19 protein-coding genes are annotated in these 22,860 nt (G+C 60.5%); 10 read left to right on the plus strand and 9 right to left on the minus strand.

The window, feature by feature from the left end; genetic code table 11:
• The 8 genes from VNX23_RS09215 to VNX23_RS09250 all read left to right on the plus strand — a co-directional run.
• Positions 1–1,014: polysaccharide biosynthesis/export family protein (locus VNX23_RS09215; protein WP_325629242.1), on the plus strand; the 1,014-nt coding region annotated here is incomplete at its 5' end.
• A gap of 1,264 nt (positions 1,015–2,278) precedes the next feature.
• The gene (locus VNX23_RS09220) at positions 2,279–3,052 is read left to right on the plus strand and encodes a motility protein A (RefSeq protein ID WP_325629244.1); all 774 of its coding nucleotides are present in this window, start codon (positions 2,279–2,281) and stop codon (positions 3,050–3,052) included.
• Between the two features lie 29 nt (positions 3,053–3,081).
• Positions 3,082–3,912, plus strand: coding sequence for a flagellar motor protein MotB (locus tag VNX23_RS09225; RefSeq protein WP_325629246.1), 831 nt, complete (start codon positions 3,082–3,084; stop codon positions 3,910–3,912).
• 260 nt (positions 3,913–4,172) lie between these two features.
• Complete coding sequence (locus VNX23_RS09230) at positions 4,173–6,071, plus strand: potassium transporter Kup (protein WP_325629248.1); 1,899 nt, start codon at positions 4,173–4,175, stop codon at positions 6,069–6,071.
• Between the two features lie 138 nt (positions 6,072–6,209).
• Positions 6,210–8,135, plus strand: coding sequence for a potassium transporter Kup (locus VNX23_RS09235; RefSeq protein ID WP_325629250.1), 1,926 nt, complete (start codon positions 6,210–6,212; stop codon positions 8,133–8,135).
• Positions 8,136–8,385: 250 nt separating this feature from the next.
• On the plus strand, positions 8,386–8,721 hold the full coding sequence (locus VNX23_RS09240; RefSeq protein WP_414642964.1) for a rhodanese-like domain-containing protein: 336 nt from the start codon (positions 8,386–8,388) through the stop codon (positions 8,719–8,721).
• Positions 8,722–8,729: 8 nt separating this feature from the next.
• Positions 8,730–9,893 (plus strand): aminotransferase, encoded by a 1,164-nt coding sequence (locus VNX23_RS09245; protein ID WP_325629252.1) that lies wholly within the window; start codon positions 8,730–8,732, stop codon positions 9,891–9,893.
• 32 nt (positions 9,894–9,925) lie between these two features.
• Complete coding sequence (locus tag VNX23_RS09250) at positions 9,926–11,014, plus strand: polyamine ABC transporter substrate-binding protein (protein ID WP_414642965.1); 1,089 nt, start codon at positions 9,926–9,928, stop codon at positions 11,012–11,014.
• 162 nt (positions 11,015–11,176) lie between these two features.
• Here the strand turns inward: VNX23_RS09250 and VNX23_RS09255 are convergent, their stop codons facing one another.
• The 7 genes from VNX23_RS09255 to VNX23_RS09285 form a co-directional block, all read right to left on the minus strand.
• Complete coding sequence (locus VNX23_RS09255; protein WP_325629254.1) at positions 11,177–12,109, minus strand: lipid A biosynthesis lauroyl acyltransferase; 933 nt, start codon at positions 12,107–12,109, stop codon at positions 11,177–11,179.
• A gap of 73 nt (positions 12,110–12,182) precedes the next feature.
• The gene (locus VNX23_RS09260; RefSeq protein WP_325629256.1) at positions 12,183–13,463 is read right to left on the minus strand and encodes a beta-ketoacyl-ACP synthase; all 1,281 of its coding nucleotides are present in this window, start codon (positions 13,461–13,463) and stop codon (positions 12,183–12,185) included.
• A gap of 58 nt (positions 13,464–13,521) precedes the next feature.
• Positions 13,522–14,715 carry a beta-ketoacyl-ACP synthase gene (locus tag VNX23_RS09265; RefSeq protein ID WP_325629258.1) on the minus strand — a complete coding sequence of 398 codons (1,194 nt, stop codon included), beginning with the start codon at positions 14,713–14,715 and terminating at the stop codon, positions 13,522–13,524.
• A complete protein-coding gene (locus VNX23_RS09270) occupies positions 14,712–15,182 on the minus strand; it encodes a 3-hydroxyacyl-ACP dehydratase FabZ family protein (RefSeq protein ID WP_325629260.1) in 471 nt (156 codons plus the stop codon). The genes VNX23_RS09265 and VNX23_RS09270 overlap by 4 nt, the downstream gene beginning before the upstream one ends.
• Before the next feature lie 7 nt (positions 15,183–15,189).
• Entirely contained in the window at positions 15,190–15,477 is a 288-nt protein-coding gene (locus VNX23_RS09275) for an acyl carrier protein (protein ID WP_325629262.1), read from the minus strand.
• A gap of 243 nt (positions 15,478–15,720) precedes the next feature.
• Complete coding sequence (locus VNX23_RS09280) at positions 15,721–16,065, minus strand: hypothetical protein (protein WP_325629264.1); 345 nt, start codon at positions 16,063–16,065, stop codon at positions 15,721–15,723.
• 80 nt (positions 16,066–16,145) lie between these two features.
• Positions 16,146–17,033 (minus strand): ion channel, encoded by an 888-nt coding sequence (locus VNX23_RS09285; RefSeq protein WP_325629266.1) that lies wholly within the window; start codon positions 17,031–17,033, stop codon positions 16,146–16,148.
• 211 nt (positions 17,034–17,244) lie between these two features.
• On the opposite strand from VNX23_RS09285, the gene VNX23_RS09290 reads away from it, so the two are divergent.
• On the plus strand, positions 17,245–17,871 hold the full coding sequence (locus VNX23_RS09290) for a ParB-like protein (RefSeq protein ID WP_325629268.1): 627 nt from the start codon (positions 17,245–17,247) through the stop codon (positions 17,869–17,871).
• Positions 17,872–18,028: 157 nt separating this feature from the next.
• Here the strand turns inward: VNX23_RS09290 and VNX23_RS09295 are convergent, their stop codons facing one another.
• Both VNX23_RS09295 and VNX23_RS09300 read right to left on the minus strand, forming a co-directional pair.
• Complete coding sequence (locus VNX23_RS09295) at positions 18,029–18,604, minus strand: peroxidase-related enzyme (protein WP_325629270.1); 576 nt, start codon at positions 18,602–18,604, stop codon at positions 18,029–18,031.
• Positions 18,605–18,882: 278 nt separating this feature from the next.
• Entirely contained in the window at positions 18,883–20,640 is a 1,758-nt protein-coding gene (locus VNX23_RS09300) for an ATP-binding protein (RefSeq protein ID WP_325629272.1), read from the minus strand.
• Positions 20,641–21,119: 479 nt separating this feature from the next.
• Here VNX23_RS09300 and VNX23_RS09305 point away from each other — a divergent pair, with 479 nt between their 5' ends.
• The gene (locus VNX23_RS09305) at positions 21,120–22,853 is read left to right on the plus strand and encodes an adenylate/guanylate cyclase domain-containing protein (RefSeq protein ID WP_325629274.1); all 1,734 of its coding nucleotides are present in this window, start codon (positions 21,120–21,122) and stop codon (positions 22,851–22,853) included.
• Positions 22,854–22,860 lie beyond the last annotated feature (7 nt).

Below are 22,860 nucleotides of genomic sequence, written 5' to 3' on the forward strand. Positions count from 1 at the left end.
GTGAGCGTCACGATCTTCGAAGCCGCTTCTGGAGGCCTGTTCATTCCGGCCGAAGGCGGCGTGCGGCCGGGCAATTTCGTCAGCATTCCCAACCAGGCCGTCGATATCCACGGCAACATCACGATCCCCTATGCGGGTTCCCTCCGCGCGCGGGGACGCACCCAGGTCGAAGTGCAGGACGCCATCGTGGCTGCGCTCAAGAACCGTGCGATCGAGCCCCAGGTCGTGGTGTCAACGGTCGAACAGAAGACGTCCATGATCACCATTCTGGGCGAGGGACGTTCGGCGCGGATTCCGGCGCAGACCACGCCCGAACGTATGCTCGACACCATCGCCCGGGCCGGATTTTCGGCGGTGGCGGTCGGCGGGACCGCGTTCGGGACCGCCGGAGCTGGAACCTGGGTGATTTTGGAGCGAAACGGAAGGCGCGCGATCGCCCCCTTCGGCGCGCTCATTTATGAGTCGGCCAACAACAATGTCTACGTGCATCCCAACGATACGATCTACTTGTATTTTGAGCCGCAGACCTTCCTGACCTTCGGTGCGCTCGGCACGCAGCAGCAGATTCCATTTGGAACCTGGCGGCTGTCGCTCGCGGAAGCGCTCGGCAGGGCCGGCGGTCTGGTGGATGTTCAGGCTGATCCCGCCTCGGTGTTCCTCTATCGCGGTGAAGCACGCGACGTCGCGGAACGGATGGGGATCGACTGCAGGCCCTACGAAGGCCCCGTCATTCCTGTGATCTATACAATCAACCTGCGCGATCCCGCCGGCTATTTCCTGGCGAGCTCGTTCGAGATGCGCAACAAGGACATTCTCTTTGTCTCGAACTCGTTCTCGGTCGAATCCACCAAGTTCATGACCTATCTCAATACGATCAATGCGACCATTCAGGCGCCCATTACGACCGTCACCAGCGCCTATGGCTTGCGGAATATCATCCAAGGCACTGGGGCGGTGCCCAGTGTTTTCACGACCGGGGGGACTACCGTGGTCACGACGCCAGCCACACACTAATTAGCGACGTACCGGCACCGCCGCTAAGCGCGCCGGGCTCGACGAATATTTTGTGCAACACCGATTGGCTTGCCGTCATGTTCTGCAACGAGCGACTGCGAGTCGCGCGGTGCTTGCCCTACGTCATTGTGTTGAGATGCTGGCAGCGTGTCGTTGATCGCGGCCGCGGTCAACTGAGCCTTAACCGAACTTGATTAGTTATGATTCTCTCGTGATTCTACATCCGTTGAAAGGCGCGGGGCTTTAATGGCTCTCGCGCTTTTCGATAAATCGACAGTGTTGCAGCCGCGCATGTTCTCAGAATCGCCCGTTGTTGCCATCATCGATTCCAACCAGTCACTTGACCAGCGCACTGGCTAGGCTCGGCACATTTTTCGGCGGGGGCGGTGTGCCGAGCCGCCGAATAGGGGTTGAGCATGAGCCAAATCCTTCAAATTCCCCGATAGGGTTTCGCGGCGAACGCCAAACGAAGGCACGCCCAAGGAAGCCGCCGCTGGAACGAAGGATGGGACGATTGCCAAGATGCCCCGCCGGCACGTTCCCGTATCCGTCAGAGCTTCCGCGAGGACATTACCGAGCGGGCTTTGGCTTGGCTCGACAAGCTGACCCGCTCGGGATTGTCTCGGGCGGGTTTCCACCTCTCAAAACGATAGACCAATGGGAATTGCAGACACGCTTTCTGATGCCATGGAAGCAATTCGGCAATATCTGAGCAAGTCAGATGAAGACGCGACGAAGCCTCTGCGGTCAGAACTTGAAAAATTGCTTGCCGATATAAACGCGATGCGCGCCGAGATTGACGCCCTTCCTCCCACGAGGCCCCCGGGCGAAGGCAGCTCCTAGCCCTTAGCCAACTGATCTCTTAACATGCCGCCCGGTTGCATCATGCGCCGGGCGGTTTCGCTTGATCCTAGCGCCAAACGTGATTAGCGAGTCACGGATTCGTTTTCAGCACCTCGCGGCAGTCAGACAGCGGAAACTTACTAAAACGCACCAGCGATCATTTCTGAGTCACCTGGCGGGTATCATCTAATTTCAATCTTCGCGCCGGGCCGCCCCAACTAGACACCGCAGTCAAGAAGCCCATGAAACGCAACGGGACTGATGAGTGTCTAGTTTCTCGTTAATCCATTGGTAATGATTATTTTTCCGGTAACGCCTCTTTAATGGCGCCCGACGTAGGGTTTGCCTTGCGCAGTCCGGTATTGGGCTGCGTCACCGTCCAGAAAGGCCGGTGGGTTCGCGTGCGCGTTTGGAGTCCACCATGGATATTATGACCGGCGTCGGGCTTGTCTCCGGTATCATCGTTGTCGTGACAATGATGCTCCTGGGAGGCGACCTGCACTTGTTCGTCTCCGAACACGCGATCATCATCATCTTTGGCGGTTCGATCGCCGCCACCATGATCCGTTTTCCGCTCGGCGTGATGATCCATGGTCTGCCGCTCGGAGCAAAATACGCCTTCACGATGAGCCGGCTTTCGGCCCGCGAGCTCGTCGACGAACTCGCCCGCATCGCGGAAATCTCCCGCAAGCAGGGCCCCGTCGGCCTGGAAAAAGTCGAGACCGACGAGCCGTTTCTGGCCAAGGGAATCCGCTACGTCGCCGACGGCTACGACCTCGAATTCATCCGCGACAATCTCGAACGGGATCGCGACAATTTCCTGATGCATCTCGACGAAGGCAGCAAGATCTATCGCGCTATCGGCGACTGTGCGCCGGCCTTCGGCATGATCGGAACATTGATCGGCATGGTGCAGATGTTCGCCAATATGACCGACCCCTCGAAACTCGGTCCGTTCATGGCGACGGCTCTGCTGGCGACGCTTTACGGCGCGGTCGTCGCCAACCTGTTTTGCCTGCCAATCGCCGACAAGCTGCACGGCAAGCTGCTCGATGAGGAGACCAACCGCACCCTCATCATCGACGGCATCCTGATGATCCGGGATTCCAAGAGCCCGACATTGGTGCGCGAGATGCTGCTGGCTTACCTGCCGGAAAAGCATCGCCATGAAGACGGCGAACCGGTCCCGGCTTAAGCCCCGCGGACCTCGGCGGAGCATCAACAATGGCCAAGAAGAAACGCGGCGCCGCACATGCAGGAGGGCACGGCTGGTTCGTGACCTTCGCCGACCTCATGGGCCTGATGATGAGCTTCTTCGTGATGCTCGTCGCATTCTCGACCATGGACAACAACAAGCTCAAGATCGTTGCCGGTTCGATGCGCGAAGCCTTCGGCGTGCAGACCGAGGCGCGCTATGCCGGCATCATCGAATCCGACGGTCTTCCGACCCGGCCGAAGCTGAAGAACGTCGATCATATTTCACCGGAGGAATCCTCCAACACGCCAACCCCCGACGAGCAGGAACGCAGCCGCACCGCCGGCGCCCGGCTTAAGATCGATCGAGAATTCGCGCTGGCCTCGGCCTCGCTGCGGCAGGCGTTGCAGGACATGCCGGAGCTGACCGAAATCTCCAAGCACATCATGTTCGAGGAAACCAAAGAGGGCCTCAATCTTGAAATCGTCGACCAGGATGGTCGCTCGATGTTTCCCGACGGATCGAAAGTGCCTTATGAACGGACGCGCCGGCTGGTCCAGAAGCTGGCCGGTCCGCTCAAGGCGACGCCGCTGCGAATATCGATCGCCGGTCACACTGCTGCGGGCTATGTGCCGTCAAAAAGCGATTATGGAGCATTCGATCTCTCGGCGGACCGGGCCAACGCGGTGCGACAGATTCTCGAAAGAGAAGGGCTGCCGCCGGCGCACATTTTTGCGGTCTCGGGCAAGGCCGACAATCAGCCGCTGTTTCCCGACGATCCCTCGCTGTCAGCCAATCGTCGCGTGACCATCACGTTGATGCGCGAAGATCCGCCGCTTCCGCCCGACTTGAAACCATAATCTCAACACTATGTTACCGCACCTGCCGGGGAGCCAGGCGTGACCTTTGGCGCGGCGCGGCGCCGGCCCTCGGTGCTATAGCGTTTTCGAGCGAAGTGGATACCGGTTCGCGTGAAGAAAACGCGTCAAAACAAAAGATTAGAGCCTCGGTTCTGATTCAATCAGAACCGAAAAGGCTTTAGACTGGAGGTGTTGACGTACTTCGTGCAAGGTCGATAGCTGGCCGGATCAAACCCACCGATAGAGCGTTTTTCCGTCATATGGTCGTTAGCGTCACATCCACCGAAGCCCACGACGGGCCGGTCACGACTGGCTTTTGGGCACTGACGCTGGGAAGTATCGGTGTGGTGTTCGGCGACATCGGAACCTCGCCGCTCTATGCATTTCGCGAAGCCGTCGCCGGCGCCGCGCACGGCGAGCCGCCCACCCGCATCATCGTGCTCGGGGTGCTTTCGATGATCCTGTGGGCCCTTCTGATCGTCGTCACCGCGAAATACGTGCTGCTGTTGCTGCGCGCCGACAATAATGGCGAGGGCGGCACGCTTTCGCTGATGGCGCTGGGCCAGCGCGCGCTCGGCCGCAGGAGCTGGCCCTTGCTGGCGCTGGGCGTGATCGGCGCTTCGATGTTCATCGGCGATTCCATGATCACCCCGGCCATATCCGTGTTGTCCGCGGTCGAAGGCCTCAAGCTCGCCACGCCGGCGCTCGAGCATTTTGTGGTGCCGATGACCGTCTTCATCCTGGTCGCGCTGTTCGCAGTTCAGAGCAGCGGCACCGCGCGCGTCGCATCGGCCTTCGGACCGGTCATGGTCGCCTGGTTTTCCTCGCTTGCCGCCATGGGAATAGTTCATATCAGCGACGATCCATCGGTGCTGGCCGCGATCAATCCCTGGTATGCCGTTCAATTCCTGCTGTCCCACGGGACGATCGGCCTTGTGACGCTGGGCGCGGTGTTTCTTGCGGTGACCGGCGGCGAGGCGCTCTACGCCGATCTCGGCCATTTCGGTCGCAAGCCGATCCAGGCTGCCTGGCTTTATTTCATTCTGCCGTCGCTCCTGATCAACTATTTCGGCCAGGGGGCGTTGGTGCTTTCCGATCCGGCCGCGATCGAAAACTCCTTCTACCGGATGGTCCCGGACATACTGTTGCTGCCATTGGTGGGGCTTGCGACCGCGGCGACAGTGATCGCGAGCCAGGCGGTGATTACAGGCGCGTATTCGCTGACCCGCCAGGCGGTGCAACTCGGCCTGTTGCCACGCTTCGAAGTCCGTTACACGTCGGAAGCTCACGCCGGACAGATATATCTGCCGCGCGTCAACCGGCTGTTGTTGATCGGTGTGTTGCTGCTGGTCTTGCTCTTCCGCACCTCAAGCGGGCTGGCCTCGGCCTACGGCATCGCCGTCTCCACCACCATGGTCGCCGACGGCATCATGGGTTTCGTAGTGATCTGGAAAGTTTGGGGCTGGCGCGCGGCCACGGCCGCCGCCCTGATCGTGCCGTTTGTTGTTGTCGACATGACGTTCTTCAGCGCCAATCTATTGAAGCTCTTCGAGGGCGCGTGGGTGCCGCTATTGTTCGGTCTTGCGATGGCGATCCTGATCTGGACCTGGCGTCGGGGCACGGCGATCCTGACCATCAAGACCCGGCGCATCGAAGTTCCGCTAAGGGATTTGATCAAGACCCTCGAAAAGCGCCCGCCCCACATCGTCAAGGGCACGGCCGTTTTCCTGACCAGCGATCCGAATTTCGTGCCCACCGCGTTGTTGCACAATCTCAAGCACAACAAGGTGCTTCACGAGCATAACGTCATTCTGACGATCGAAACCGCTCAGACGCCGCGGGTCGACCCGAGCGAACGGGTCCGGATGGAAACCGTCAGCGAGAGATTTGCGAAAGTTCGCCTCCGCTTCGGCTTCATGGAATCCCCGAACGTACCAAAAGCGTTGGTGATCGCGCGAAAGCTCGGCTGGCAATTCGACATTATGTCGACTTCGTTCTTCGTTTCCCGCCGCGCGCTCAAACCCTCCTCGCAGTCGGGAATGCCGCGATGGCAGGATCACCTGTTCATTGCGATGAGCAGGTCGGCCAACGACGCTACCGATTATTTTCAGATTCCCACCGGGCGGGTGGTGGAGGTCGGCACCCAAGTCACTATTTAAGACGACCGTGTATTCCAGGAATTGCCATGCTTTTTTGCATGGCTCTGGCCCAAATCGGGCTATGCTATGCTTCGCGCGCCCGACTATAAGCCCCGGCTTGCTGTGGTGCGATGACGCACGTTTGAGGCCCCCACTTCCATGACAAGCGATATTGCAGCTCCCGCCGCGGAACCCACGGCGGTCAATGGCCATGGGGTGGCCCACTCCACCGCGAGCTTCAAAGCCCTCCTGATCGGTTGCATTGGTGTCGTCTATGGCGACATCGGAACCAGCCCCCTCTATGCCCTGCGCGAAGCGGTGGTCGCGGCCAGCGGGACTTCCGGCGTCGCCGCGCCCGAGGCGGTGCTCGGCGTGGTGTCGCTGATCCTCTGGGCGCTGATCGTCGTGGTGACCCTGAAATATGTGCTGATCCTGCTTCGCGCCGATAATCACGGCGAAGGCGGAACATTGGCGCTGATGGCGCTTGCGCAGCGCGCGGTGACCAAGGGCGCCGGCGCCATTGTCCTGCTCGGGATCGTGAGCGGTGCGCTTTTTTATGGTGATGCGGTGATCACGCCGGCACTGTCCGTGCTTTCAGCGATCGAAGGCATCAAGCTCGTCACGGCGACGTTCGAACCCTATGTGGTGCCGCTGACGGTGCTTATTCTGCTCGCACTGTTTGCGGCTCAATCGCGCGGCACCGCGGGTGTCGCGGCGTTCTTTGGACCGGTGATGACTATCTGGTTCGCCGTCATCGCGATCGGGGCGATCATTCCGGTGATGCGACACCCGGAAGTCTTCCTGGCGTTCAATCCGATGCTGGCCGCCTCGTTCATGCTTCATCATGGCCTCATCGGTTTCGTTACGTTGGGCGCCGTGTTTCTCGCCGTCACCGGCGCCGAAGCGCTCTATGCCGACCTCGGGCATTTCGGCAAGCGGCCGATCCAGACTGCCTGGCTGTTCATCGTATTGCCGTCGCTGGCGCTGAATTACCTGGGGCAGGGTGCTCTGGTGATTGCCGACCCGAAGGCGATCGAGAACCCGTTCTTCCTGATGTTTCCCGAGTGGGCATTGATCCCGATGGTTGCGCTGGCGACGGTGGCGACCGTGATCGCGAGCCAGGCCGTGATCACCGGCGCCTATTCCCTGACGCGCCAGGCGATACAGCTCGGGCTTTTGCCGAGGTTTGAAATCCGTCACACCTCGGAAGCCCATTTCGGTCAGATCTACATCCCGCGCATCAACACGCTGCTTTTCATCGCGGTGATGCTGCTGGTTTTGATGTTTCGCTCATCCAGCGCGCTGGCCTCGGCTTACGGCATTGCAGTGACCGGCACGATGGTGGTCACGGGCATGATGGGATTCGTCGTCATCTGGCGTGTATGGAATTGGTCGCCGTTCGCGGCCGCGGCGCTGATGGCGCCATTTTTGTTTCTCGATCTGACGTTCCTTGCCGCAAACCTGCTCAAGGTGCTGGAAGGCGGCTGGGTGCCGCTGGCGCTCGGCGCCGTCGTGATGCTTCTGATGTACACTTGGCGGCGCGGCAGCAAGCTGTTGTTCGAGAAATCGCGCAAGCTCGAGTTTCCGCTCGACGAACTGGTGGCGATGCTGGAGAAACGCCCGCCCCAGCGCGTCTCGGGAACGGCCGTGTTCCTCACCAGCGATCCGTCGAGCGCGCCGACCGCGCTCATGCACAGCCTCAAGCACTACAAGGTGCTGCACGAGAAGAACGTCATTCTGACCATCGAGACCGCGGCTACCCCGCGCGTCGATCCGTCGGAGCGGGTAAGGCTGGAGCAGGTCAGCAAGACCTTCACCAAGGTAACGCTGCGGTTCGGATTCATGGAATCGCCGAACGTGCCGAAGGCATTGGCGATCGCGCGAAAGCTCGGCTGGCAATTCGATATCATGTCGACCTCGTTCTTTCTCTCGCGCCGCGCGCTCAAGCCCGCCGCGCATTCCGGAATGCCGCGCTGGCAGGATCACCTGTTCATCGCGCTCAGCCGGACCGCCAATGACGCGACCGACTATTTCCAGATCCCGAGCGGACGGGTCGTCGAGGTTGGAACTCAGGTGACCGTCTAGTTTTCGGTTCTGATTGAATCAGAACCGAGGCTCTAATCTTTTGTTTTGACGCGTTTTCTTCACGCGAACCGGTAACCACTTCGCTCGAAAACGCTATAGGCTGGCCAACTTCGCTGCTTGATTTTGGTGGCTCAAGAAAGACCTTGGCGCCGAAACCCGCCCAGCCGTATGGTGCTCGCCGAATTGGCTTGCTCCCGCCTGATTAGCCGCTAAGAGACAGGTCGGGTCGGAGGGCCGTAGGAGGATTTGCGTGGCGGATCAGGGGTATCGAGTTCACGATTTGACGCCGCTGGAAGTATCGCGGGGGATGGCCGAAGGCCGCTACCTTCTGGTCGATGTCCGCGAGCCCAACGAAGTGGCCGTGGAGGCCTATCCCGGTGCGGTCGTTGTTCCCCTGTCTAGCTTCGATCCGAAGGGCATTCCCGATCCAGAAGGCAAGCAGGTGGTTTTTGCGTGCCGTTCCGGCAAGCGGTCGGTGACGGCCTCGCTCGCGGCGCAAACGGGCGGTTTTGCTTACGACAAGCATCTGGCGGGTGGAATACTGGCGTGGAAGGCTGCGGGACTGCCGACGAAATCCGGCGGCTGATCATTCCCATGACTTCCATGAACAAGGTATTTGCGGATCTGCCCGTCACGATCTTCGAGGCGATGTCGCAGCTCGCCCGCGACAATAACGCGATCAATCTCGGCCAGGGCTTTCCGGATGACCTGGGACCCGAAGACATCCGCCGCGCCGCCGCCGACGCCGTGGTGAATGGCTACAACCAGTACCCGTCGATGATGGGCATTCCCGAATTGCGACAGGCGATTGCCGCTCATTATGAACGTTGGCACGGCATCAGCCTTGATCCGATGACCGAGGTGATGGTCACGTCCGGTGGCACCGAGGCGTTGACGTCATCGATCCTTGCCGTGGTCGAACCAGGGGACGAGGTGGTCGTGTTCCAGCCGGTGTACGATTCCTATCTTCCGATCATCCGCCAGGCCGGAGGAATCCCACGGCTGGTTCGCCTTGAGCCGCCGCACTGGCGGTTGACGGAAGAGGCGCTGCGCGCCGTCTTCAATCACAAGACCAAGGCGGTCCTGTTCAACAATCCACTCAACCCCGCGGCGGTCGTCTATCCGCGCGAGGATCTGGAATTGCTGGCGCGGTTCTGTCAGGAGTTCGACACCATCGCGATCTGCGACGAAGTCTGGGAGCACGTGATCTTCGACGGCCGCGAGCACATTCCGCTCATCACCGTGCCCGGGATGCGCGATCGCACGATCAAGGTCGGCTCTGCCGGCAAGATCTTTTCCTTGACCGGCTGGAAGATCGGATTCGTCTGCGCTGCGCCGCCGCTGTTGCGCGTCGCCGCCAAGGTGCATCAGTTCCTGACCTTTACGACCGCCCCGAACCTCCAGGCCGCGGTCGCCTACGGCCTCGGCAAGCCGGCGGAATATTTTCACCAGATGCGGACGGACCTGGCACGCAGCCGCGACCGCCTGACACGCGGATTGGAGAGCATCGGCTTCCCGGTCCTTCGCTCCCAGGGCACTTATTTCCTCACGGTCGATCTGTCGCCGCTTGGTCTCAACGAGACCGACGAGGCGTTCTGCAGGCGCATCGTGTCCGACTACAAGGTCGCGGCGATCCCGGTATCGGCCTTCTACGAGAAAGATCCCGTTACGACGGTCGTGCGTTTCTGTTTTGCCAAGAAGGATGCAACGCTGGACACCGCGCTGGAGCGCCTGTCGGATGCGGTGCATCGCAGGTGAGGGGGCTGCGACAGTTGCGTGAGCTGAATGCCATCCGATGCGCCGTCGCGATTGCCGCGGTGATCGCGTTGTCTTCGTTGTCTGCCGTGGCGCAAGGGCGAACGGTCAACTTCTACAACTGGTCGAACTACATGGCGCCGGGAGTGCTCGAGGACTTCACCCGGCAAACCGGCATCAAGGTCGTCTACGACACGTTCGACGCCAACGAGACACTTGAGACCCGCCTGCTCGCCGGCAAATCGGGCTACGATGTCGTGGTTCCCACAGCCTATTTCCTGCAACGCCAGATCAAGGCCGGCGTGTTCCAGAAGCTCGACAAGTCGAAACTGCCCGGTCTCGTCAATGCCTGGCCGGCGGTGACCGAGCGCCTCGCCGTCTACGATCCCGGCAATCAGTACGCCGCCAATTACATGTGGGGCACGACCGGCATCGGCTACAATGTCAAAATGGCTCAGAAAGTCCTTGGCGCAGATGCCAGGATCGACAGCTGGGACATGGTGTTCAAGCCGGAGAATCTTGCGAAATTCAGGGATTGCGGCGTCCACATGCTGGATTCGGCCGACGATATTTTCCCCGCAGCCTTGAGTTATCTGGGGCTTGATCCGAATTCGACCAGGCTGGACGATCTGGAAAAGGCGGCCGAACTTCTGGTCAAAATCCGCCCCTCGGTGCGCAAATTTCATTCCTCCGAATATCTGAGCGCGCTCGCCACCGGCGAGATCTGCCTGGTCGTGGGTTGGTCGGGCGACATCTTGCAGGCGAGAAGCCGTGCCGCCGAAGCAAACAACGGCGTCGAGATCGGTTATGCCATCCCCAAAGAGGGCGCCCAGATGTTCTTCGACAATCTTGCCATTCCGGCCGACGCCAAAAATGTCAGCGAAGCCTATGAACTGATCGATTATCTCTATCGGCCCGAGGTAGCCGCGAAGAATTCGAATTTTCTGTCGTATGCCAATGGCAATCTGGCGAGCCGGAAGTTCATCGATCCGAAAATTCTGGGTGACCAGAACATCTATCCGAACCAAGCCACGCTCGCAAAACTGTTCGTGATCACCGCGCGCGATCCGGCGACACAGCGCATCATCAACCGGCTCTGGACCAGGGTGAAGACGGGCCGCTGATCTATGTCTGAGTCACACCTTCGAAAGGAGTGACCAGGTGGGTAGCGATTGAAATCGACCGCTAAAGCGCAATCGCTCTAGCTGGAATCGCCATCGCGCTTTAGATTATTGTTTGCGCATGATCTTTTCGGTAAACCGCTGCACACTTTTCCGGATCAAGCGCTAGCGCCAGCGGCGATGCAGCCACAGCCACTGATCCGGATACTCGCGAATCCAGCCCTCGATCACCGAGGTGATCGCCTGCATCGTGCCGGCAACGTCGATTTGCCCGGAGGCGTCGCGCACCGGTTTCACTTCGTCCGAGATTTCGGCGCGGAAACGATGACCGGGCAGGCGAATGATCCGCACCCCGTGCACGGGGCATTCGATTTGCCGCAACAGGCGCGCCAGTGTCGGATTGGCTTTGGTCTTGCGGCCGAAAAACGTGACGTCGACGCCATTGGAAAAATACTGGTCGACCAGGATTGCCACATGTTGGCCGTTGCGCAGGGCTTCCGCGAGCTTGATCGGTGCGTCGCGTCCGGCCGGAATCAATGTTCCCATTTTCACCGCACGCAGCTCTTCAATGATCCTGTTGGCGGAAGCGTTGTTGGGCCGGCGAAAAAGGATCGCCGCGTCAAGCCCATGCGCCACCGCGGCCACGGCCGGCAGCTCCCAATTGCCGAGATGGCCGGCAAAGATCAGCGCCGGCTTGCCGTCGAGGCGAAGCTGCTCAAACAGCTCTTGGCAGCGCGGCGGGATTTCGATCCAGCTTTTTCCAGGGAAGACGGCGTCGTGCTCCCAGATATGATCCAGATGGGCGAATTCGGCGCCAAGGCGGCCGAGATTGTCCCATACGCCGGCGAGTATGGCCTCGATCTCTTGCGGTGATTTTTCCGGAAAAGCGGCGGTCAGATTGGCGCGGCCGATGCGTTGCTCGCGCGTCAACGGTCCGATCAGGCGGGCGACCCGGCCGAACAGGTTCGCCGTCTTGACGGGGTCGAAATAGCGGGTGCTGCGCAGGAGCAAGATGGTGAGGGCACCTACCGCCGCCTCTCCGAGCGGCTTGGCCGCGCGGCGAAGGCGGGCTTGGGTGCGAAGTAGCAGCGGATGCATCAGGGACCGACGCCGATTTTGCCCGATAATTTCCGGCTTTCCACGCGCTTCCGCACAGGACGGATCGGCCGCGCTAAGCCGGTTCACGAGTCAGGATCAGCGCGGCGTTCTGGCCGCCAAAGCCGAACGAGTTCGACATCACAGTGGTGACGCGGGCGTCTCGCGCCTTGTTGGGCACCACGTCGAAGGGAATTGCCGGATCCGGGATGTCGTAATTGATGGTCGGCGGAATTCTCTGATGTTCGAGCGTGAGCAGCGAGAACACGGCTTCCACGGCGCCTGCCGCCGAGAGTGTATGCCCGACCATCGATTTGTTTGACGACACGGGAATCTGCCTGGCGCGCTCGCCGAAAACGGACGAGATGCCGAGATACTCCATTTTGTCGTTCTCGGGCGTGCCGGTGCCATGCGCGTTGATGTAGTCGATCTGGTCGGACTCAAGGCCCGCGTCCGACAAGGCGTTGCGGACACAGCCGATGATCGGCTTGCCGTCGGGACTTGATCGGGTGCGGTGGAAGGAGTCCGCCAGTTCCCCGCAGCCGGCGACCACCCCGAGAATGGTCGCGCCGCGCGCGGTTGCGGCCTCAAGGCTTTCCAGAACCAGCGCCCCGGCACCCTCGGCCATGACGAAGCCGTCGCGGTTCTTCGAAAACGGCCGTGCCGCGGCTTGCGGCGGATCGTTTTGGGTCGACAGCGCCGAAAGCAGCGAAAACCGGACCAACGCTTCCGGATTGACGGAGCCGTCGGTCGCGACGCAAAGCGTGGCGTCCGCCTCACCGCGACGGATGGCTTCGACGCCGAGCTGGATGGCGCTGGCGCCGGAGGCGCATGCGGTGGAGAGCGAAATCGGCGATCCCTTGGTGCCGAACACTTCGGCGAGATGATCGGCCACCGAGCCGAACAGGAATCGTCGGTGATATTGCGTATACCGTCCGCCGCCGCTCACCCGCAGCAGGGCATCGTAGTTGATTTCGGTCTCGGGTTCGATCGCGCGGGCGAGTTCCTGGCGCTGCGGCCATTCGAGCTCAACGGGGGCGACTGCAAGAAAGAGCGGACCGGGAAAATCGCCTTTGCTGCCGATGCCAGCCTGCGCAATGGCTTCCTCGGCGACGACTTCGCCGAGCCGCTCGGAAAGGTCGGTCGACGAGAACGGCTCGACGGGAATGAAATCGACCGTGCCGGCCATGGTCGTCTTCAGCCCCTCGATGGGAAAGCGCGTAATGGTGCGGATGCCGGACTCGCCTGCGGTGAGCCTCTTCCAGTTGTCAGCCTTGCCCGACCCGAGCGAAGTCACGACGCCCATTCCGGTGACGACGACGATCGGCCTTCCGAACTTGTCGCGCGCGGCTTGCATGCTATCCCCCGTAGGTGGCATTCATTATTGCGGATATTACGAGTTTCACAATCGGACGCTAGATCGCTTCGACCAGCGCCATCCCCTCGCCCCGCCAATGACCCGCACCGATCACAACAATTTGGGACGGCGGAGAGGACATTTCAACCTCCAGTCCGGTGGGATCATTGGCCGGAAACAGCGCGCCGCGCGAGAGCGAAAGCGCCGCCAGTGCCAATCCGAGTGGAAATTGCGTTTCCATCGTATGGCCGAACAACGTTCCACTGGCGCGCACCGGAAAGGAGGGATGCGCGGCGAGGAATGCGCGCTCTTCGGAGGTCACCGGTTCGGCGCCGGTCGCACCGGTGATGATGGCGCCCTTGTCGGCGAGCTTGCCGAGCTTCGACCAAAGCTTTTCGAGCGTCGAGGTAATCTCTCCGGAGTGTTTGCGGCGCGCCATGTCGGCGACGACGTTGGTCAGGCGCGCAAAGGGTTTTGCCCCGCGCGCTTCGGCGTGCGCCCTCGACTCGATGACAAGGAATGCGCCGCCTGATCCGAGCGCGAAGCCGGGCTTGTCGCTTCGTGCCCAAACTGGAACGAACCTGTCCTTGAGATTGAAGCCGCCGAACTCATAGAGAACCAGGATATCCTTGCGCTCGCCGTTTTGCGATCCACCGATCAGCGCGATGTCGCTTTGGCCGTTAGCAATGCGGGCAAGCGCGATCCGTGCCGCATCGACGCCTGCGGCTTCTTCGCCCATGAAGGTCCGCGAGGATCCGGTCACGCCGTGCACGATCGCAATGTTGCCGGCGAGAAGATTGGAAAGCTGCGCCAGAAAAAGCGTCGGACGCAGATCGTTCATCAAGCGCTCGTTGAGAAAGCCGGGAGCCGAATTGCCCTTCGCCTCCAGATTGAGGATGTTGGAGTCGACGGTGAGATCGCGTTCGCCGCCGCCGGCGGCGACAACCATGTCCATCCGCGCCAGGATTTCCTGGTTGCCCTTGACGCCCGCGGACTCCAGCGCGAGCCCTGCGGCGTAGGTACCAATTCGCTGCCAGGCTTCCATCTGGCGTTGATCGCCTTTTTTCGGGATCTGGGCGTCGAAGTTAAGGGGCGCCTGGGGATGCACGACGCAGGGTGCAAAACCCTTCTCGTCCACCTTGATTCGGCGCTGATTGAGCGCTTCCCAATGCGCATCCAGACCCTCGCCAAGCGAAGTGGCAAGACCAATTCCGGTGATCCAGACTTCGGTCGAAGATTTCGTTTCGGTCATGGGGCGATAGCCTCTCGCGGAAACCCGACGCGCTCGGCCACCGAGTCCATGAATCCGCGCATATCCGAATTGGGGAAGGGGATCAGCGTAAAGGTGAGCGTCGCGTTCGCGCGCAGTTTGCCGCCGACGCGGATCTTCGCCTCGGTCACAGCGAAGCCCGAACCTTCGTGGGAAAGGCTGGCCTCAATGGTGGCGAGGTCGCCCGGGAAAACCGAACCGCGCACCTTGGCTTCCTTCACGGCAGCCAGGATCGGCATGCGCTCGAACTTGAGCAAGCCGAGCAGGAGCCAGCCGGAAGCCTGCGCCATCGATTCGATCAGCAGCACGCCCGGCATCAACGGGTAGCCGGGAAAATGCCCCTCGAAGATCGTGCTGTGCTGCGGAACCTGCGCTTCGACGACAATCTTCTTCCCGCCGACATCGAGGTCGACGATGCGGTCGATCAGGTGAAAATATTCGAGCTGCATCGCGCAATTAGGCGCTGGCGCCCTTGGCCGCGACCAATTCGTCGATTCGGGCGGCGAGGTTCTTCAGGACGAAATATTGTTCGGTGGTCGCTTTGCCGTCGTTGACTTCCTGGGTCCACTTTTCCAGCGGCAGCTTGATTCCGAACGCCTTGTCGATCGCAAAGGCGATGTCGAGAAAATCCAGGCTGTCGATTCCGAGGTCGTCGATCGCGTGGCTCTCTGGCGTGATCGTGTCGCGCGGGATGTCGCAGGTTTCAGCGATGATCGTTGCGACCTGATCGAATGTGGAAGACATCACTAAGCCTTTGATAAATTGAGGATAAATTACGGAACCGTGGGGAGGTGGCCGCTGCGCCCCGCAAATGCCCTATCCACCACCCGGAGCCGAGTGCCCGTATATCGGAGCGGCGCCCCGAGTTCAATGGAGGCAGGCGGTACCTGGCGCCCCCGATTTCGAGGGAAATAAACCAGCGGTGGAAAAGGCCAGAGCGCGGTTATCAGTGCCAACGAAAATGCGGCCCTTGGGGGTGGACGCGCTTCAGGGATGAGGAGGAAAGATCTGGACGCAGTCGTGGCGTCCCATCAAGACGCAATCCTGGGTCCTGCGCAGATGGGAAATACTCATGGCAAGCCAGATACCGACGGCCAAGAGCGCCATGGTGAAGGCAAAGGCGGCAATGTTGGCCAGCATGCGATGCCGAAAATCGTCCGGTTCTTCCCGCTCGCGCTCATAGCGGGACAGATCATTGGCGACCTCGAGCTTGCGCACCGCTTCATTGGGATTTCTGCGCTGGCCCGTCGGCATCGCCGCACGTGGCCGGAATTGGAGCACGCGGTGCTCTTCGTCCGAAGGGACTGAAACGATGGGCCGCTGGGTCTTCACGGCAACCGGCTCCGGGGATTTGTACTCCTGTCTAGCACGCTCACCTGGGCTCTCCCAGAAAATGTTGAGAACAGAGTACCCTATCCATCCAAAGTCTCATGGAACCTGGCGTAGTTGATTCGAATCCGTCCATCGTCGAGATCATCGAGGATATCGACATAATGCCTGCCAAATCGAATGTCGGTATGATCGTAAGACCGTCTTGCATGGATGGTTTGGGCGGCAAGGACATCATATCCGGTCACTACAACCAGAAGTGATACCTTGATGGCGCGAATGGCGTCCGCATCAAGCCCGTAAAGCGGGCTTTTTTCGTCGATGACATGGTAGAGCGTCCAGCTCAGCGCCAGCGCCGGGTGCTCGTTTCGCAACAGCGGCAGTTCGTAGAATCTTCGCTGGGTGTGGCCCTCCTTGCTCGCGACGTTGCGAAGCAACCAGAGCTTTGCGTTGGCATTGCCGATGATGTTGTGGCGTTCGTTGACAAAGCGAAGCATCAGGGTCGGCTTGCCCTCATAATTCGAGATGACCGGGTTTTCGGCGAACAGCAGCCGGGCATTTGGCCGCGCGAACCGGGCGAAGATCAGCCCGGTCATCAGCGACATCGAGAAGATTCCCGTGAACAGCTCGACGGTGGCGATGAAATGTCCGTAGTGGGTCTGTGGGTGCATGTCGCCGTAACCGGCGGTCGAAAGGGTCTCGATGCTGAAATAGAGATAGTCGATGTAAGCGCCGCCCGGCACGTTCGAGACCGGTTGATCTCCCAACCAGTAGAGCAGCGCAAAAACCGCGTTGAAGACGAGAAACACCAGCGCCGCGCCGCCGATGAAGGACGGCCACGAGGCCGTCATGCAGCGATGGCTGATATCGGCCCAGAAGTTCGGACGAAGACCTTCCGCGATAATTTCGCGACCGCCGAAACGGAGCACGCGTGCCTTCGAGATCCGTTCGCTCAGGTGTTTGAATATCATTGCTTGTCTCTTGAGGCCCGATATTCGATCAGGCCCGACTGCAGCCAGCTTGGCCGGATCATGCGCTCTCCAACAAACAGGGATGTGAGCGGACAAAACCGCCTTTGCCGTTCGCGCTGCGGGCGAAGGCAATTGATCGAAAGCCGCATCATGCCATAATCACAGCGATTGCAAGAGCATTTTTCACAATCCGACAGAGGGATTTCTAGCCATGGCGAGCGTGCGGGAACCCATCGTTAACCCCATTCCAATTCTTTCGCTCCGGCCGACTCAGATGACCGTCGGAATGAGGGAGGTGAAGGAAAAGCGCCAACGCTGGCGGGAGCACAAATCGAAGAAAAAACAACAGGAGCTTCTGGGCCGACATATGATCCCCGTGGTTCACGGACCCGACGAGCGCTTCTACGTGATCGATCACCATCATCTGGCGCGGGCGCTTCACGATGAGGGCGTTCAAGACATTCTCGTGGCAATTGTCGCCGACCTCACCATGGTCGACCGCGACGCGTTCTGGGTCGTGCTCGATGACCGCAAATGGGTCTATCCCTACGATGCCAACGGCGAGCGTCGACACTACCGTGACATTCCGAAATCGGTCGCGGACCTCAAGGACGATCCGTTCCGCAGCCTCGCCGGTGAGCTTAGGCGGATCGGCGGTTTTGCCAAGGACACGACGCCGTTCAGCGAATTTCTGTGGGCCGACTTCCTGCGTCGCAGGATGAAACGCAAAATCGTCGACCGCGACTTCGAAAAGGCCCTGGAAAAGGCGTTGGCTCTGGCCAAAAGCAAGGATGCAATCTACCTGCCCGGCTGGTGCGGACCCGCCTCGGAAGATTAGAGCATGATCCGGACCCGAAGGGCCGCGTTAGCGCAAAGTGGAGACCTCGCGACAAACGCGCAACGCGTTTGCGCGGAGATCATGCTCAAACAAAGAGACGAGTTCACGATGCGATCCACTTAATCGCATCATGATCCGGCATCGCGCTGTCCTGCGCTTACTTCGGCAGGCGGCCCATCAGGTAGAATTCGTCGTTCGGGCGCATCGCGGTGACGTTAGCCATCCGGTTCGACAGCGCGAAGAAGGCGGAAACCGCGGCAATGTCCCAGACGTCGTCGTCGCTGAACCCGTGATCGGCGATCTCGGCGAAATCCGCTTCCGAAATCAGGTGCGCCGCGGTGCTCACCTTCATGGCAAAATCGAGCATCGCGCGCTGTCGCGGCGTGATATCGGCCTTGCGGTAGTTGACGGCGATCTGGTCTGCGATCAGCGGATTCTTCGCCCGAATCCTCAGGATCGCTCCGTGCGCGATCACGCAATAGTGGCACTGGTTGGCGCTCGACGTCGCGACCACGATCATCTCGCGTTCGGCCTTGGTCAGCCCGCTGTCCTTCTCCATCAGGGCATCGTGATAGGCAAAGAAAGCGCGGAATTCATCCGGTCGGCCGGCAAGCGCGAGGAAGACGTTCGGGATGAAACCGGATTTTTCCTGCACCGCGAGCAGCCGGCTCCGGATGTCTTCCGGCAAGCTTTCGATCGGGGGAATGGGGAAGCGGCTGATCTGGGCGGTCATGGCGAAGCTCCCGCTCTCGAGATGTTCGGTGTGACTGCGCGAGAAGATAATCGACGATGGCGGCTGCGCAAAGCATATCCGGGGCAACGACGGCTTTGGCTGAAGCGCCAACGGGCTAGTGTGGCGGATTTGACGTTCGTATGACTTCGCCGCACGGACTTTTACGAACGTCGGAACCAAAGGGACACTGGCAGCTCTGTGATTGCAGTGTGACTTTGGATTTGACGTTCCAATAGCGCACTCGCGGTGAGACTGATGAGAACGTCAAATCCGCCGCACTAGCGCAGCGGCTTTTTCAATAGCGAGAAGCGGTCGGGATCGAGCCCGAGCGACGGCTGCAGCATGGGCGCCTCCACCGCCGCGGCCCGCGCTGGCGAGCGCTCGCTGGGGCTTGGGTCGTTCGGCACCTCGCGATTGGAGGTGGCGCCGCGCCAGCGCTCCAGCACGGCGCTGACGAAATGAGTGTCGTGGCCGGCAGTGACCGAGGGGACGGTCGAGATGGTCGCCTCGCTGCGCGGCAGCTGATGTACCGGCACTTCCTTGAAGCGCAGCCGCGTCGGCAGCGCCACGCCTTCGCCGAAGGCCAGCACTTCGCGCGTGCCGAGCGAGGGGACGAACGACAACAGGTTCGCAGCCGCGTCCGAGACCGCCGAGCGCAACAGCGCCTGGTCGCGCTCGTTGGCAAGGCGCATGGTGAAAAGGGTGTTGCACTGGGAAATGATGGTGGCGTCGAGTTCGGCCGGCCGTTGGGTGACGAGCCCGAGATAGACCCCGTATTTGCGACCTTCCTTGGCGATGCGCGAGACTGCCTTGCGAGTCGGGCCAAAGCCGATATTGCGGTCCGCCGAGGCGTAGCGATGGGCTTCCTCGCAGACGAACAATAGCGGTGAAACGCCGTCGCTCCACAGCCCGAAGTCGAAAGCCATGCGGCACAGAACCGAGACCACGGAATCGATGACCTCGGCGGGGAACCCGGCAAGCTGCATCACGGTCATCGGCCGGCCGTTGGATGGCAGGCGGAAAAGATGGCTGATGACCTCCGCCATGGTGTCGCCGCCGACATTGGCGCCGTCGAACATGAAGGCATAGCGCGGATCGTTGCGCACGGCTTCGATGCGCGAGATCAGCTTGTGATAGATGATGCGGGAGGATCGGTTCTCGAGCTTGCCCATGCGCTCGTCGATCAGCGCGATCAGGTCGACCAGGCGATAGGGCACCGGAGTATCGACGGTGTAGCCGACCGACTTCACGTCCATGCGCTTGAACGCAACCCGATCGGAATTCTGGTACTGCGTATAGATTCCCTTCGCCGCCGGGATGACTTCGGCGAGAATGTCGAGTTCTTCGGGCACGCCGGGGCGGCCGGCGAAGAGCACATCGACGATTTCCTCGAAGTTGAACAGCCAGAACGGAAGCTTGAGATTGCGGGGATTGAGCACAAGGGCGCGTTCGCCGAAACAGCGGCCGTACTCGTTGTGAACGTCGAGCAGGAAAATGCGCAGATTGGGTCGCGATTTGAGGATCTCGTTCATCAGAAGCGACACGCCGGTCGATTTACCGACGCCGGTGGACCCAAGCACCGCAAAATGCTTGGAGAGCATTTCCTCGATGTCGACATAGGCGACGACCGAGGGATCCTGCTGCAGCGTTCCGATATTGATCTGGTCCGATCCGTTTGGCGCATAAACCGTGCGCAATTCCTGATTGCTGATCAGATCGACGGCGTCGCCGATGGTGGGATAATGGGTGACGCCGCGCTGAAATTTCTGGCGTTCCGGGCCGCCAAGGATTTCCCCGAGCAGGTCGACCGAGGCGCTGGCGATGTAATTGTCCGAACTCGGCAGGTTTTCGCAACTGACTTCGGTGATCATCGCGACGATCGTGGAATTCGTGCAGCGGATGCTGACAAAGCGGCCCACGGTCGCCCGGATCTCGGAGTAACCCATCTGGCTCGTAGCCATCAGCCCGACGCGGGCGAGCGAGCCACGCACCGAAATCACGCGTCCCAGGGATGTCACAGTGGTCGACCCCGTCATGTCATGAATTGTGCTTGGGAGTCACTATGCCGTCAGTCCTTGCACAAACGGTTAAGCCGCAATCGGCAAATCGCGGCAAATCGGGCGCGGATGTTTCGTCTGAGGCTCGTCCCGACTGTCGATTTGCGAAGCGGATGCGCCTTCTCAATCGTTCTGGAGACACTACGCGCTGCTTAAGATTCCGTTTACCATTCCTGCAAGCGATCGGCCAAAGCAACCGCCGTCCGGCAGCCGGGGGTTAGATGCGATGTTTGTCATGGCCGGTCGCTACAAAATCGAGGGGACGATCGACCGTGCCACAATTGAAAGCGCTGGAGCTGCCGCGCGGCGTCATTTGCCCAATACGCCACGCGTGGGTTCCTGCCGATAGTCGTTGCGTGCTACTCTGATGCGCGCAGCAGGGGACGAGTTCCTCCTGCAAAGGAGGAATTATTCCCAATACCTTTTCAATTCAAAGCCTTTTGAAGTTCTCCGGATCGATGATCAAGCAGTCGATCCGCAGAAGGATCGTCTCGATCGCCGTAGGATTGATCATCCTCATGGTGGCGACCTCGGTCCTCTCGATGGTGATGGTTGGGCGGGTGGGCCATCTGCTCGATGAGCTCACGGCGCGGTATATTCCCGCCAATGCGCATCTGACGCGGATCACTGTCCTTTCGCTGGAACGGGCTGTCGCGCTCCGCCGCATGGTGATTGCGAAAATGCAGGAGCCGCCCGATGAGGCCGGCTATAACGCCCGCAAGCAGTTTTACGAGGCCAAGGATGCCGAAATCGACGGTGAGGCCGAGGCCGCCCGCAGGCTGATCAATGCGATTATCGCGGACCCGAGCACACCATCGGACGATGCCGCGCTGGCGCGCATCGACAGCCGGATCGACAGTCTCACAACCGACGGCCGCCATCATCTCAAGCAGGAGACGGACGACCTGCTTGCGAATCTGGAAGCGCGAGACTTTGCCGCGGTCAGGCGCGGGCTTGCCCGGGTCGACGAGCTGCGCGACGAACTGGATGAAAGGATCGACGCCGTGCGGGCCAACATGCTGAAGGTGAGCACCGGCGCGGTGAAAACGATCAGGTCACAGCAGACGCAGGAGGTCCTGATCTCGGCAGTCGTAACCCTGTTGGCGGCAATCGTCGGTTTGATTTTCGCCAACCTTGTCAGCGGCGGCATCATTCGCTCGGTTCGCCAGTTGCTTGACGGAGCGCGGGCGGTCGAGGCAGGCCAGCTCGATAGATCGATCGACGTGACGACGGAAGACGAGATCGGGCAATTGGCGAGCGCGTTCAACCAGATGGTAGTTCAGCTTCGCGACAACCGGCGTATCCGCGAAACCTTCGGCAAATACATCGATCCGCGCGTCGCGGAAGATTTGATCGATCATCCGGCGCTGACCGCGGCCGAAGGTCAGCGGCGCGTGATGACTGTTCTGTTCTGCGACCTCAAGGGATTCACAAGCCTGAGCGAGGGCCTGACGCCGCAGGGGCTGGTCAAGGTCATGAACCGCTACCTTTCGGTGATGTCGGAGCCGATCCGCTCGAACCGGGGGATCATCGACAAATATATCGGCGACGGCATCATGGCCTATTGGGGCGCTCCTTTTGTCGACGAGGCTGACCACGCCCGCCTTGCATCTGTCTCCGTTCTTCAGATGATCGAGCGCATTGGAAGCTTGCGGCGCGAAATTCCTGAACTGCTCGGCGTGCGTGGCACGCCGATGGAGCAATGCGATTTGAGGATCGGCGTCGCCACGGGCGAAGCGCTGGTCGGTAGCATCGGCTCCGATTTGATGATGAGCTACACCCTGATGGGCGATGTGGTGAATTTCGCCGCCCGGCTGGAGGGTGCCAATAAGCTCTACGGTACCCGCAATCTCGTCTCGGAGAAAACCGCCGCCGCGGCTTCGGGCGCGGTCGAAGTTCGCGAGATCGATTGTGTGATCGTCGAAGGCCAAACCCATTCGCAAAGGATCTTCGAGATCATGGGAGGCGCGAGCGAACTCACCTCGCAGCAATTGTCGCTGCGCGACAATTACCTGAAAGGGCTCGCGGCTTATCGCGAGCGGCGTTGGGACGATGCGCTCGGCGCGCTGGAAGCCGCACTTGAAGCGATGCCTCAAGACGGGCCTTCGATCGCCCTGATCAATCGCATCAAGGGCCTGAAAGCGGACCCGCCGCCCCGAGACTGGGACGGGGCATGGCACATCGATAAATGATCGTAAA

Origin of the sequence: Bradyrhizobium sp., assembly GCF_035570375.1 — a bacterium.
GTDB lineage: Bacteria > Pseudomonadota > Alphaproteobacteria > Rhizobiales > Xanthobacteraceae > Bradyrhizobium.